Raw genomic sequence first — 15,345 nt, forward strand, 5'->3', positions numbered from 1 at the left:
AGAAGAATACAATCAACGAAGACCTCACGAAGGACTCAGCAATATGACACCTTTTGAATGGAAAGACCTGCTGATGAAAAAGGAAATACAACAACTAATAGCTGTCTGAGAAACGGGGTACATACAAACAGCTGTTAAATAGCCTGTTCCTGCATCTGGCAAGCCCGTCAGTATCCTCGCAAATCATTGAAACTGCCTTGTTCGGATTGCTTTCAAAAAGCTCGATCAGGATTGATGAAACGGTGTCAATAATTCTTGGGTCATGCTTTTGATTTAAAGTTTTTGATACCCTCGTTCCTAAATAAATGGCTTCACGATGTTCCCCAAAGGGTTCGAACGTGAAGCCTAAAATGTTGTTATTGAATTCCGGATAGTCTAAAAAATATCCCGATGAATCGGAAAAATATGCAACGTATTCAACTTTTGCATCTGTTTGAAACCAGTATGTGTGTTTACCAGTATCAACAATTTTATATGGGTTTAACAAGTTTGATACCTCTCGCGTTTAAATCTGATTCTGTTACCTTACCTCTGATGTGGTCGGATAAAACTTTTTTGTCTTCCAACATTTGTTGAAAGAGCGTTTTGGGTCTCACCTGATTTTTTGCACCATCAGCAACTTTTACTTCCGGGGCATTTGCTGTTTTTTTCATGGTGTTATTTATGAAGGAATGTTGGTAACCCGTTTCTGTTTAGACGATTCGAGTGAACAAAAGTAATCAATCCGCACCTGAGTTTAAAATCTCTCCGGATAGTCCTATCCAAACAAAAAATAAATTTCTGCCATCTTCTAAATCCAGAGGTACGTTTTCCGCCTAATCCAGTATAGCATTAAACAGTTAAAAAATATAACTGAAAACCGGCGCTTTGCCAGCCACACGCTTTTCCGATAAGAGTTTCCTGACGACCTGTTAACATCGGCTAAACTTGTGAATATGCCCCATCTGTCTGAAAACAACAGATTGCGAGATGCCCAGCTTTGGAAAGAGCTGGTGCTCGGCAGTGAGCAGGCTTTGGGCGCGCTGATGCACATTCACTACCGGTCGCTGGTCAATTATGGCCAGAAATTTATCAAGGACGAAGAATTCCTCAAAGACTGCATCCAGGAAATGTTCATTGAAGTCTGGAACCGCCGGGGCGCCTTATCCAGTCCCAACAATGTGCGCGCCTATCTTTTTACCTCGCTCCGCCGGAAAGTTTACCGCGAGGGTCACAAGCTCCAACTTTTTGAACACCACGACATGGCCGACGCTGAAACTACGGGCAGCACGGACATTGAATTTTCTCCGGAATGGTGGCTGATCGAAGAAGAAAGCCTGGCCGAGCGCACCCGCAAAATGGGCGATCTGCTCAATCTACTTCCCAAGCGCCAGCGCGAAGTCATTTATCTGAAATATTACCAGGAACTCAGCCGCGAGGAAATTGCGCAGGTCCTGACCATTTCACCCCAAACCGTTTCCAACCTCATCCAGCAGGCGTTCATGAACCTGCGCGACCGGATCAAGACGGTCGCCATCAGTCTTTGTGCTTTAATAACGCTGTTTCTGGGCTATTAAAGGCACTTTCTTATAAATTTTAAAAAAATAATACAAAAATCTGGTATCTGAGGTGCGTCCCCTGCATCTCTTAATTGAAGCATGATCATGACCGACTACCGCAACTATACGACTGAAGATCTCCTGACCGACGCGCTCTTCCGGGCGTGGGTGCTGAATGCTGATCCCGAGGCAACCGCATTCTGGCATTACTGGCTGGTAGACAATCCCGATCGCTCCGAAAGGGTAGAGGCGGCACGGGCGCTTTTGTTGGCGATGCAGGAAAAAAGGCAGACGGTTTCTGATGAAGAACTGGGCAAGATCGTGGAGGCAACATTGGGCCGGCTGGGTAATGCGGACGTTACTGAAAAACCTTCGAGCAGACGGATCTATTTCATACTCTCGCGGATTGCTGCCGCCATCGTGCTGGTGGCCGGGCTGGGCTGGCTGGTGCACAAATTTCCGGGCGGTTCTTCTTCCAATGTTATTTCAAAGCAATCAACTTCTGACGAAATCAGGACGGAGCGCAAGAACAATACGGACAAACCCATGACGGTGCTGCTGGGCGATAAAAGTACCGTGATCCTGCAACCGGGCAGCCAGCTATCATTCAGCCCGGCGATGGAAAAGGCTTCGAAACGCATCGTGTACCTCGATGGCGAAGGTTTTTTTGATGTGGTAAAAGATCCTGCACATCCGTTTTTTGTTTATACCAATCAATTAGTAACCAGGGTTTTGGGTACCTCTTTCCGGGTGGTAGCTTATAACCGCGAAAAGCAGGCCTCGGTGAGTGTAGTCACGGGGAAGGTGACGGTTTTTGCCAAAAAAGATCTGGAAAAAACGGACCGGGTAGCGAACCCGCCCGCCTCCGGCGACGTGGTGCTGTCGCCGAACGAGCAGGCAACATTCACGCAAAATGCTGCCAAACTGACCAAATCCAAAATAGAAGGATTGGTCACGCTATACCATTCTCCTGAATTTTCCTTTGACGAAACGCCGGTTACGGAAGTTTTCACCGCACTGGAAAAAGCGTACGGGATCGATATCAAATACGAACCTGAAAAAATCGACGGATACCTGCTCACTGCCACATTTGCCGACATGAGCCTCCACGACGAGCTGCAACTAATCTGCCGCATTATCAAGGGAAATTATCATATCGAAGAAGGCAAAGTCATCATTGAAACCGGCCCGTAACCTTTCCAAAACCACCAACTATTCACTAAACCCGCTTAATCTTTTTATGACAAAAACCTTACTATTCCTAAACCCAAGGCGCTTTGGTGCACGGTGCGCCGGGCGGGGCACTGCAGTCACCAAAATTTCGGTGCTGCACCTTTTGATCATGCTGTTCTTTACCAGCCTGTCTTTTGCCAGCACCGGTAAGGGACAGGAAATCCTGGAAAAAAGGATCAGCCTGCAAATGGAGGGCATCACATTGAAAAAAGCATTATCCGCGCTGGAAAATCGCTCGGATGCGCGCTTCATGTACAACCCAAACGAAATCCAGTCTTCGCTGGAAGTGAATGTTTCGGCCAGTAACGAGCGGCTGAGCGTGGTGCTCACCAAGTTGCTCAGCCCGTTGCAGATCTCGTACGAAGCCACCGGAAAGCAGATTTTGCTTTTCAAAGAAGTAGGCAATGTGCCCAAATCCTCCGGCCCGATGTCGATCTCGGTGGCGGAAGTTCGGCCCGCTCCGGCAAAAACCGTGACGGGTTCGGTGTTGGCAAATGCTGATAAAGCAGGGATTCCGGGCGTAAATGTGATGCTGAAAGGGACGCAAACCGGTACAACCACGGACGCCAACGGTAAATTTTCGATTGATGTAAATGGCGACGGCGCGGTGCTGATCTTTTCTTATATCGGTTTCCAGACGCAGGAAGTGCCGGTGGGAAGTGGCAATTTGCTGGATATCATCATGATGGAAAGTGTGGAAACTTTGCAGGAAGCGGTGGTGACGGCCCTGGGTATCAAGCGCGACAAAAGATCGCTGGGCTACTCTGTCGGCACGGTAGAAGGCACTGCCATCACGCAAACGCCGCAGAATAATGTGCTGAATGCGATGGCGGGTAAGGTGGCCGGGGTGCAGATTTCACAAATGGGCGGCGGCGTCGGTTCTTCGGTAAGTATGATCATTCGCGGGGCAAATTCCTTGAACGGGGACAACCAGCCGCTTTTTGTGATCGACGGTGTGCCGGTGGCCAACAAGCTTTCCAATGGTTTTGCCGGTGCAGATATGGGTAACCCGATTTCCGACATCAACCCCAACGACATTGCCAGTGTATCGATTTTGAAAGGCCCCAGCGCAGCAGCATTATACGGTTCACGCGCAGGGAATGGTGTGGTTTTGATCACAACCAAATCCGGTGCGGCGGGTAAAAAAGGCATTGGTGTTTCGCTGAACACTTCGGTGGTAGCTGATGTGCCGCTGCAATATGTGCAGGTGCAGAACAAATTCGGCTCGGGTAAAACCGGGGCGCATATTCTGGAAGAACCTGAAAATGAGAGCTGGGGCGCCGCGCTGGACAAAGGCGAGCAGTGGGTTTTGTGGAACAGCAATGGTCAGAAAGTGCCACTGGTTTCTTATCCCAACCGTTTCAAGGATTTTTTCCGGACCGGCATTACCAACACCAACAACATTTCGGTGAATGGTAATTACGACAAAGGAAATTTCCGGTTGTCGCTCGGGAACATGAAAAATACCGGCATCATCCCGAATACCGATCTCTCCCGCCTGACGCTTGCTTTAAATACAACCTACAACCTGACTGACAAGCTGCGGGCTTCGGTGAATATGAACATTACCGAATCGGGCTCCGACAACCGGCCTATCATTGACCAGAGCCGTAATGATGTAGTTCGCAGCGTCTATGAAACCGGCGCGCAAGTGAACATTAACGATCTCCGCGACTACTGGCTGCCTGGCCAGGAAGGCATCGCGCAGCGAAAATACAAGGACAAACAGAATAACCCTTTTTATCTGGTATACGAAAACCCGACGGGTTTCAAACGCGACCGGATCGTGAGTAAAATCCAGCTCGATTACGAAATTTCCAAGGAATTTTCGATCACCGGCCGCTTCTCGCGCGACTCTTATGAAGAAATTTTGGAAGCCAAAAAAGCCTACAACAATTTCGAGGCCGTGAACGGTGCCTATCAGGTTTCGAACAACTATAATAAAGAGACGAACCTGGACCTGATTTTGAGCTACAAGAAAAACTTCGGTGAACATTGGAGCGTAAATGCGCTGGCTGGGGTGAACCGCCTGCAACAGTACGGACGCAGCCTTGCCACAGCCGCTACGGCACTGGTGGTACCGGGCGTGTACAACATTTCAAATGGTGCGCCGGGTGCGGTTTCCTACAATAGTCTTTTGAACAGAAAAAAATTGTACGGTGCCTACGCCTCGGCTTCAGTGGGTTTCAAAGATATGGTGTACCTGGACCTGACCGCCCGCAATGACTGGACGAGTACTTTGCCGAAAGGGAACAATTCCTACTTCTATCCATCGGCTTCGCTGAGCGTGATCGCTTCCGAAATGTTTGAAATGCCGCGCTGGGTGAGCTTTGCCAAGATCCGCGCCGGATACGCACAGGTGGGAAATGATGTGGCGCCTTACGCTTACAGCCGCATTTACCAAACTGCCCTCGACTGGGGCTCGGCCAAAAATATGTATATGGACGGTACGCTCAAAAACGCCAACCTGAAACCGGAAATCGCGACTTCCAGCGAGATTGGTGTGGATCTGAAATTTTTCAGTAACCGCCTGGGACTGGACGCGACATTTTATCAGAGAGGAAATAAAAACCAGGTGCTATCGATCCTGACGCCCATTGAATCAGGCGCTAACACAAAGCAGATCAATGCTGGTCTGGTAGAAAGCAAAGGTTTTGAGCTGGCGCTTTACACGACGCCGATCAAGCGGGAAAATTTCAGCTGGGACATGAATTTCACATTGACCCGCAACCGTACTTACATTACCCGGCTGGCCGAGGGCATCAAATATTTTTCTTTTGCATCGTACTCCGGCGCCGAGGTGCGCACCTACGAAGGCGGCCAGGTGGGCGACATTTATGCAGCGCCGATCCTGAAAGTGAAGGATACCAGCTCGCCTTATTATGGCTACCCGATCGTCACCAACGGCGGACTTTACCAGACCGACAATGATGTGAACAACCTGAAAAAGATCGGGAACTTCAACCACAAGTTCCTGATGGGCGTGCAGCCGTCGATCACTTATAAAAATGTGACCTTATTCGCGAATGTAGACTGGCGCCTGGGCGGCTCATTTTATTCCAATACCATGATGTTCCTCGGGAATAATGGTCAGCTCGAAAAAACATTGACGGGCGAAAGCTACGATCCGAACCAGAGCCTGGAAGAGCAGATCAAGGCCAATCCTGAAAAATACCTGGGCAGCTGGGTAGGCGGCCGCAATGCCGAGTACCACGGATTTGCCTGGCCGGAAGGCAGCGTGGAGGCCAGCAGAAGGGTGCAGGATGCCAGCCTGAACCCCGGCGTACTTGCTACCAAAGATGCGGATGGAAAAACAGTTTATACCGAAAACCTCGGCGGGCCCGGCAGCAAGTGGCTCGACCCTTTCAGCGCCTACCGCTACGCTAACCGCCCTTTTGCCGAAAAAAATATGTACAGCGCGACTTATGTAAAAGTGCGGGAGGTTTCGATCACTTACCGCCTCCCCAAAACATTCGTAAACCGTCTGCATTTGCAGAATGCGTCGCTAGGATTTGTGGCGAACAACATTTTTATGTGGACTGCGGCGGGCATCAAAGGCCTCGATCCGGAGCGGGCTTTCCGGCCAAATGGCGTCGGCTGGTCGCAGGGGGTGGAGTATTATAATGTACTTCCTTTCACCGGTTCTTTCGGTCTTAAATTGAATGTAGACTTTTAATTGCAAGCGAAAATGAAAACGATAAAAGCATTAAGAATTTCCTTCCTTGCGACGATGTGTCTGTGGCTGAGCGCATGCGGGGATTTGACCGAAATCAATAAAAATCCGAATAGTCCGGAGAATGTATCTTCCAATTATGTGCTGACTTACTCGCTGGTGAACAGTGGCAAGCTGGTTTTTAATTTGGGTAAAAATAGCTCCAAAATCGCCGCCGCCATGCAATATATGCAGGCGGGGACCAACGAAGGCGCTGCCGAAACCAACCAGTACGCCTGGACGCAGGAAAGCTGGGCCGGTTACTATGATATTCTGCGGAATGTGCAGATCATTTATGACAATGGTGTGCGCGATGATAACAAGTTTTTCCAGGGAATCGGGTTGACGATGAAGTCGATGGTTTTCGGTCTGCTGACGGATCTTTACGGCGACATTCCTTACAGCGAGGCCCTGCAAGCTAGTAACGGTCAGTTTTTTCCAAAATATGACGCGCAGGCAGACGTTTACAAAGGCATTATGACGGACCTGAAAACCGCGGATGGATTACTTCAAAACCTGTCGGCAAAAGATGCGGTGAGTGCTACTTCGGATGTGATGTACAAAGGTGATGTGACCAAATGGCGGAAATTTGCCAACTCGCTGCGACTGCGGTACGCCCTTCGTTTGGCTGATAAAAAAGCGGAAATGGCGGCACTGGGTATCAACCTGGAAACCGAATTTAAAGAAGCGTCCGCCAATGCATTTACCAGCAAATCCGACGACGCCTCGATCGCCTTCCTCGGTACCAACTCCGACAACTCGCAACCAGGCGGCCCGCTCGCCTCGGCCACATTCAACTGGCTGACCAAACCAGCCAAGCCGCTGGTAGACAAGCTGATCCAATTGAATGATCCCCGGTTACAGCGCTGGGCGAACCCGGTAAAAAGAAAATGGGACGCGACGGTGAAAACGGAAACCACGAAATCCTATACAAACCTTTTTGGCGAAACTTACTCCGTCGTTTATGTGCCAGCAGTTGCTTCCAGCGCGGATACCAGTCTGTACGTGGGCCTGCCGGTCGGTTTGCCGATCACGCAGGGAATTGTTTATAACAAAGGAAATGATGTGTCGGTGTACCCCAACGAGCAGAATCCCTACATTTCCTTCATCCACGACCGCTACCGCAAAAACATCGATCCGTATGTGGCAATGAATTTCATGAACTATCCCGAAGTAGAATTCATCCTCGCAGAAGCTGCCCTGCTCGGTGGATTTGGCGCGACAGACGCAGAGGTACATTATAAAAAAGCAGTGCAGGCTTCTATGGATAAGGAAGGTGCATTGACAGCTGCGACATTCAATTTTGAAAATTACTACGCACAGCCGGGTGTAAGCTACGCCAGCGCCACCAACAAGCAGGAGCGGATTTTGGAGCAAAAATGGATATCCTCCTGGTTCAGCATCCAGTCATGGTTCGATTGGAGACGCACCGGTTTCCCGGCATTAAAAACCGGTCCCGTAGCACAGTTCGGCCCGGCATTACCGATCCGCTACATGTATCCCTCCCCGAACCTCGACCCGAAATACATCGCCAACTACACGGACGCCGTCAACAAGCTGGGCAGCACCAACTACATCCCCGCCGGCCAAAGCAAAGACCATCATTACGCCAAAATGTGGCTGATACAAGGCACGAACAAGCCTTACTAAAAGATGCATCGGGTTAAAAATTTAAAACCCGATGCATCTTTTTACCCTCCCACGATCAGTATTTCTGACCTGCCATTTTCCGGCGGCAGAGGTGCTGATCTTGGCTTTTCAGGGTGTTTGTTTTTTTTAAAATCAGTGGTTGTAAAGTCTATTTATAAATATTTCGCGAAAGATTTTTATTTTAATGCTAAACCGGTTTATTTAGCGTACTAAATCGGTTTAGTAATCATAAATCGATGGAGTAATCACTAAATACCCTGTAACCTATGAGAGTCATTTTACCTTTTTTGCTGCTTTTCGCCCTGTTTTGGACGGATGCGGCTGCTCAGCAGCAGGTGACCGGCAAGGTCACCGATTCCCGGGGAGAACCTTTGCCCGGTGTCAACATTATCGTTAAAAATACTTCCACGGGCACCGTCACCAATGTCGACGGGACGTATGCCTTGAAAGTATCGGAGCAGAACGCCGTGCTGCTCTTTTCGTTTATCGGCTACGCGCCCGTGGAAATGCCGGTAGGCGCGCAGACGAGTATCAATGTCACCATGAAAGAGGACCTGCAAAACCTCGACGAACTGGTGGTGGTAGGTTATGGTACGGTCAAGAAATCGGATCTGACCGGCTCGGTTGCTTCCATCACTTCGGCAGAGCTGAAAGCTACGCCAGTCACCACTTTCGACCAGGCTTTGCAGGGCCGCGCGGCGGGTGTGCAGGTGGTGCAATCCAATGGTGTGCCGGGCGGCGGGACCAACATTCGTATCCGGGGTACAACGTCGGTGAGCGCCAGCAGCGAGCCGCTGTATGTGATCGACGGCATGTTAATAAACAACAATACTGCTGAAATGTCGGCGGGTGGTCGCGGGCCATCATTGAACCCGCTTTCGACCATCAACCCCAGCGATATCGAGTCCATCGAAGTGTTGAAAGATGCCTCGGCCACGGCGATTTATGGTTCACGCGCCGCAAATGGTGTGATCCTGATCACGACGCGGAAAGGCAAATCGGGCAAGGCTTCTATCAATTTTGAAACCTATTACGGCAGCCAGCAGGTGACCAAAACGCTGGATATGCTCAATGCGACGCAGTTTGCGACGCTGGTCAACGAGGCGCAAACCAATGCTAAACTGGCGCCGGTATACACCAATCCGGCCAGCCTGGGCGAGGGTACCAACTGGCAGAAAGAGCTTTTCCGCAAAGCGTCGATCGCCAATTACCAGGTTTCGCTCACGGGCGGCAATGACAAGACGCGCTATGCCGTGGGTGGGGGTTATTTTAAACAAAATGGCATTGTGCTCGGCTCGGATTTCGACCGCTATTCTTTTAAGCTTAACCTGGATACCGACGTCAGCAAAAAACTGAAAGTGGGTACCAACCTGTCCTTCAATCGAATGTCCACGAACGGGGTGCTTACGGGGCCGGGCAATGTGGTGCAGGGCGTGGTGACCAATGCTCTGCAATTCAACCCGATCCTGCCGGTATATGATCCGACCCGGCCGGGCGGCTACACTTTCCAGCACGACCGCAAGGACGCCGTCGCCAACCCGATCGCTGAGGCCAAAGAGTATCAGGCGATCACGACTACTTCGCGGATGCTGGGTTCTGTTTTTGCCGAATACCAGATCATCCAGGGGCTGACATTCAAATCGAGTTTTGGCATAGACGCTTTGAATACCAAGTCCAACACATTCGGTCCCAATTTTTTGAAAAGGACAGAAAACAGCATGGGCGAGGCTTCGGTAACGACATTACAGGCACTTACCTGGCTGAACACCAATACATTCAACTACAACCGGCAGCTCAACAAAGACAACAGTATCAACGTGCTGCTTGGATTTGAAACGCAGAAATTCAGGAACGAATCGGTCAATGCGTATGCCTTCGGTTTTCCCGATTCGCGCACCGGCTGGCATGATATCGGTTCTGCCGAAAATCCGCAGACGACGACAAATGGTGAATTACAGTGGAGTATGCTGTCTTACTTTGGAAGGGTGAATTATTCTTTGAAAAACAAATACTTGTTTACCGTCACAGGCCGCAGTGATGGTTCTTCCAAGTTTTCCGAAGGCCGGAAATTCGGTTTCTTCCCTTCGGCGGCATTTGCCTGGAAGGTTACCGAAGAGAATTTCATGAAATCGGCGACATTTATCCAGGATTTGAAACTTCGCGCCAGCTACGGCCGCACGGGTAACCAGTCGATCCCGCCTTACCGCTCACTGGCATTGATCGCGGCGATCGGGCAGGGTGTCTTCTCGACGACGGGCCAGGAAGTGATCCGCGGCCGCGAGCCGGTTTCCTATCCGAATAAAGAATTGAAATGGGAAACGACCGACCAGTTGAATGCGGCCGTCGACCTCGCTGTATTGAAAGGCCGGCTGAACCTGACGGTGGAGGCTTATAATAAAAATACCATTGACCTGCTCCTGGATACGCCAATCCCGTTTACCACAGGTTTTGAAAATACACTCCTGAACATCGGGAATGTAAGAAACCGTGGGATAGACATTGCGGTAAGCTCGGTAAACCTCGACGGAAAAGTACAATGGAACACTTCGCTGAATGTTTCCATGAACCGCAACAAAATCACGAACCTGGCCCGGAGCGGTGATGTGAACCTAGGTGTGGGCGGCAACATTCTCCGGGAAGGCCAGCCGATTGGAACGTTTTTCGGCTACGTGTTTGACGGCATTTACCAGACCGACGAAGATGCAAAAAGCAGTCCCGCTATTGCAGGGCAGACGCCTGCCGCCGGTGACCGCCGCTACAAAGATATCAGCGGCCCGGGTGGTAAACCCGATGGCATCGTCAACGATTTCGACCGTACCATTATCGGTTCCGCCCAGCCCGATTTCACCTGGGGACTGAATAATTCCGTGACTTACCGGAACATTACATTATCCCTCTTTCTGCAGGGCTCGCAGGGAAACCAGATGGTGAACCAAAACCTGGGCGACCTGGCTAATGTGAACGGAAAACAGAATGTGCTGGCCGAGCCTGGCCTGGGCCGCTGGACACCGGAAAACCACAGCAACAAGTACGCCCGCGCACTTTCTACGGCCAATGACAATGTGTTTTCGTCCCGGTTTATCGAAGACGCTTCCTATATGCGACTCAAAAATATTACGCTGGGCTACAACTTCCATGCGGGTGTGCTGAAAAAGCTGGGGATGGCAAATGCGCGGCTGTATGTGAGCGCAACCAACCTTTGGACATTGACCAATTACAGCGGATATGATCCGGAAGGCAATGCGTATGGCGGCACGACCAACATTGTCGGCGTCGATTTTGGCGGGTATCCCCAGGCGAAGACTTACACGGTCGGCCTCAATTTTGGATTTTAGTTCCACAGATTTTTCAATGATTGAAATGAAAAGATATAACCTTATAAAAACATCCGGAATGGTGCTGGGCGCGGCGATTTTGTGGCTGAGCTCGTGCCAGGATTTCCTGAAAGAAAACCCGCAGGACCGCATTGCGCAGGACCGTTTTTACCAGACTGCCGAAGACGCGAATGCGGCCGTTAACTCCGTGTATTCCAATCTTGGCTCAACGTCATCCGGCCCGGAAGGTATTTACCACAGCACTACCTGGATTTCGGCTGGGTTGGCTTCCGACGAATTGATCAACAAGCAGGAGGGCGCGATTGCGAATGATCAGCTGGCAACGTTTTCGTGGAATGCGGAAAACAGCAGCGTGAGCACGATGTGGCGCATTCATTATAAAACCATTACGCTGGCGAACATTGCCATCGAGCGCATCCCGCCGATCAATATGGACGAAACTTTGCGGACGCGCCTGGTGAATGAGGCGAAATTCCTGCGGGCAATGTCTTATTTCAACCTTGTGAGAATGTTTGGCAATGTGCCTTTGCTGCTGACGGAAGAGGAGCCCCTCGACCCGGAAGTGGCCGGTGTGAATACGATCTACGACCAGATTATCAGCGATTTAAAATCAGCGGAAGGCCTGCCGCTCGACGGCGCGATCCAGGAAGGACGTGCCACCAGCGGTGCCGCGAAAGCTTTACTGGCGAAGGTATATTTGACGAGAAAAGATTTTCAGAACGCCTCGGCGAAGGCTTTGGAAGTGATCCAGTCCAACAAATATGCGCTCTGGGATAATTATGGGGATGTTTTCAAGCATACCAGCCGCAATGGTAAGGAGGCGCTTTTTTCTGTGAGTTTTGGCGATGGCGGCGGGAGCATTTCTTTCTGGGAGTTCGGGCAGTTTAATGTGCGTTTGCTGCCGCCGGAGCTTTCAAAGGAAATTGCCGGAATACGGAATACCCAGGGCTGGCAGGCAGCTACGAAGGATTTGTACGATTCTTTTTCGGACCAGGACGAGCGCAAGAAAGTGACGTTTCTGACGGAATTTCAGAATGACAAAGGCGCGACGATCAAGCTGAAAGACATTTATATACAAAAATATTGGGACCGCACTGCCGAGCCGGTTGCCGGTGATTCGCAGCAGGATTTTCCGGTGATCCGTTATCCCGACGTGCTGCTGACCTACGCCGAAGCGCAGGCTGAGCTGGGAAATTTCGCGGTGGCCAACCAGTATGTGAACCTGGTGCGGGAAAGAGCGAACCTGCCAAAGGTTAACCTGGCGGGCGCGGCTGCTTTAAAAGAGGAGATCCTGGACCAGCGGCGGAAGGAATTTGTGGCCGAAGGTCACCGCTGGTACGACCTCGTGCGGACCGGGACGTTGGCAGCCAAGGTGCAAAAAGCCAAATCGATTGCCGTAAAATCGACTTACGATCTGTTCCCGATCCCGCAGCGTGAGCGCGACGTAAATACCAAATTGCCGCAAAACCCTGGATATTAATGAAGCATCGGATTATTGCCCTGGCGGCCCTGGTCGGCCTTTTCTCATCTTCCTGCGGCACCGATCGTGATGCGGGGAAAACTGCTGAAAAGCAAAATGCCGCCGCGCAGGAACTTACCCCGGCCGAATATGTAAACCCGCTTATCGGTGCGAGTACCAGCACCGGTAAGGCCGGGATTTACCATGGTTTAGGCAAGACTTTTCCTGGCGCAACTACGCCTTACGGGCTCGTGCAGGTAAGTCCCAACACGATCACCGGCGGCGATAATGGTTCGGGTTACAGCTATGAGCATACTTCCATTGAGGGTTTTGCATTTACCCAAATGAGCGGGATCGGCTGGTACGGGGATCTGGGAAATTTCCTGGTGACGCCTACGACCGGAACATTGCATACTGCGCGGGGCAAGGAAGGTGTGGCAGGCAGCGGCTATCGATCCGGTTATTCCAAAAAAGAGGAAAAAGCTGCCGCCGGATACTATGCGGCCACATTGACCGACTACAACATTAAGGCTGAAATGACGGCCGCGCCTCACAGCGGCATGCTGCGGTTTACATTTCCAGAAAACAAAAAGTCGCGGATACAAATTGACCTGGCGCGCAGGGTAGGGGGTACCTCTACGCGCCAGTATGTGCAGGTGGTGGATAATCACACGATCAAAGGCTGGATGAAATGTACGCCCGACGGCGGCGGCTGGGGAAATGGCGATGGACATGCCGATTACACGGTTTATTTTTATGCACAATTCAGCAAACCATTTAAAAAACTGGGTGCCTGGAAAGCCGACATTCCCAAAAACTGGACGCGCAAACGTGAAGACATTGAAAGCGACCGCTACCAGGAACGCGTGGCAAAAGCCGCGATTCTGGACTCGGTGACCACATTGGAAGGCGATCACCTGGGTGTTTTTGCAGAATATGAAACCCGGAAAGACGATCCGATTTTGTTCAAATCGGGCATTTCATTTGTGAGCATGGACGGTGCGGAGAAAAACCTGCAAAAGGAAATTTCCGGCTGGGATTTCGACGGGCTGCACAAGCAGGCAGTGGGGCTTTGGAACAATGCTTTAAGCGCTATGAATGTCTCCGGCGGCAGCGACGAGGACAAGCACATTTTCTATACAGCTTTGTACCACACGATGATCGACCCGCGGATGTTTGCGGATGTGGATGGAAGCTTTACCGGCGGGGATGGAAAAATCCATCAGTCAAATGACTACACGCGGAGGACGATTTTCAGCGGCTGGGATGTGTTCCGCAGCCAGTTTCCACTGCAAACATTGATCAATCCGAAGTTGGTAAATGATATGGTGCACTCCCTGCTTTCCCTCGCCGACGAGCGCAAGAAACCGTACCTCGAACGCTGGGAAATGCTGAATGCGTACAGCGGCTGCATGATCGGGAATCCGGCCTTGTCGGTCATCGCCGACGCCAATTCAAAAGGTATCGCCCGGTTTGACAAGGAAAAAGCATTGAAGTATGCCGTGCAAACCAGCAACGAGTTCGGGAATGGGGAGCGCGGATTTACGGTGGAGCCTTTCGGGATTTCGAATACATTGGAATATGCTTATACCGAATGGTGCACGTCGGCATTAGCCAAGTCACTCGGGAAGAGTGATATAGCGAAGGTTTTTGAAAAGCGCGGGCAGAGTTACCGGAATATTTTTGACAAAACAAAAGGCTGGTTTCGTCCGAAAGACAAAGCAGGTAACTGGCAGCCGTGGCCAGCGGAAGGTCGGATGCAGGACGGATATGGTTGTGTCGAAAGCAATCCTTACCAGCAGGGCTGGTTTGTTCCGCAGGACATTCCGGGCATGGTAACATTGATGGGCGGTAGCGAAAAAGTAGCCACTGACCTGACCACTTTTTTTGATAAAGTACCTGAAAACATGATGTGGAACGGCTACTACAACCACGCCAATGAGCCGGTGCATCACGTACCGTTTCTGTTTAATTGTGTGGGAAAACCGTGGCTGACACAGAAATGGACGCGTGAAATCTGCCGCCGGGCTTACCACAACTCGGTGGAAGGGCTTGTGGGGAATGAAGATGTGGGCCAGATGTCGGCCTGGTATGTGCTGGCAGCCAGCGGACTTTACCAGGTATGTCCGGGAAAAAACCGTTTTGAAATCACCAGTCCGGTTTTTGAGAAAGTCACATTACGCCTTGATCCGGCTTATGCAAAAGGCAAGGATTTTACCATTATCGCCCACGAAAATTCTCCCAAAAACGTCTACATCCAAAGCGCAAAACTTAACGGAAAAGCACATAACCAATGTTATTTGGATTATAACGATATCGCCGCGGGCGGCACATTGGAACTGACGATGGGACCTCAACCCAACCAAAAATTCCGTAAATAATTTCTATTCCTAGGCCCTGTACAGGCAGCCTTTAACT

The 15,345-nt window shown here is 50.6% G+C and carries 8 protein-coding genes; 7 read left to right on the forward strand and 1 reads right to left on the reverse strand.

From position 1 onward, the window contains the following. Positions 1-470: 470 nt before the first annotated feature. The gene (locus FEN17_RS00055) at positions 471-653 is read right to left on the reverse strand and encodes a hypothetical protein (RefSeq protein ID WP_138363287.1); all 183 of its coding nucleotides are present in this window, start codon (positions 651-653) and stop codon (positions 471-473) included. 282 nt (positions 654-935) lie between these two features. Here FEN17_RS00055 and FEN17_RS00060 point away from each other — a divergent pair, with 282 nt between their 5' ends. From FEN17_RS00060 to FEN17_RS00090, 7 genes are all read left to right on the forward strand, one after another. Then, positions 936-1,556 carry an RNA polymerase sigma factor gene (locus FEN17_RS00060; RefSeq protein ID WP_138363288.1) on the forward strand — a complete coding sequence of 207 codons (621 nt, stop codon included), beginning with the start codon at positions 936-938 and terminating at the stop codon, positions 1,554-1,556. Positions 1,557-1,643: 87 nt separating this feature from the next. Next, entirely contained in the window at positions 1,644-2,732 is a 1,089-nt protein-coding gene (locus FEN17_RS00065; protein WP_171037788.1) for a FecR family protein, read from the forward strand. Between the two features lie 148 nt (positions 2,733-2,880). Then, positions 2,881-6,447 (forward strand): SusC/RagA family TonB-linked outer membrane protein, encoded by a 3,567-nt coding sequence (locus FEN17_RS00070; protein WP_171037789.1) that lies wholly within the window; start codon positions 2,881-2,883, stop codon positions 6,445-6,447. Between the two features lie 12 nt (positions 6,448-6,459). Beyond that, positions 6,460-8,133, forward strand: a complete 1,674-nt coding sequence (locus FEN17_RS00075) for a SusD/RagB family nutrient-binding outer membrane lipoprotein (RefSeq protein WP_138363291.1) — start codon at positions 6,460-6,462, stop codon at positions 8,131-8,133. A 266-nt stretch (positions 8,134-8,399) separates the two neighbouring features. Then, positions 8,400-11,468 (forward strand): SusC/RagA family TonB-linked outer membrane protein, encoded by a 3,069-nt coding sequence (locus tag FEN17_RS00080; RefSeq protein ID WP_138363292.1) that lies wholly within the window; start codon positions 8,400-8,402, stop codon positions 11,466-11,468. Positions 11,469-11,493: 25 nt separating this feature from the next. Further along, positions 11,494-12,948, forward strand: a complete 1,455-nt coding sequence (locus tag FEN17_RS00085) for a RagB/SusD family nutrient uptake outer membrane protein (RefSeq protein ID WP_138363293.1) — start codon at positions 11,494-11,496, stop codon at positions 12,946-12,948. Beyond that, entirely contained in the window at positions 12,948-15,308 is a 2,361-nt protein-coding gene (locus FEN17_RS00090) for a GH92 family glycosyl hydrolase (RefSeq protein ID WP_138363294.1), read from the forward strand. Before FEN17_RS00085 ends, FEN17_RS00090 begins: the two co-directional genes overlap by 1 nt. Positions 15,309-15,345: the final 37 nt, after the last annotated feature.

This window comes from Dyadobacter luticola (assembly GCF_005860805.1).
Classification (GTDB): Bacteria; Bacteroidota; Bacteroidia; order Cytophagales; family Spirosomataceae; genus Dyadobacter; species Dyadobacter luticola.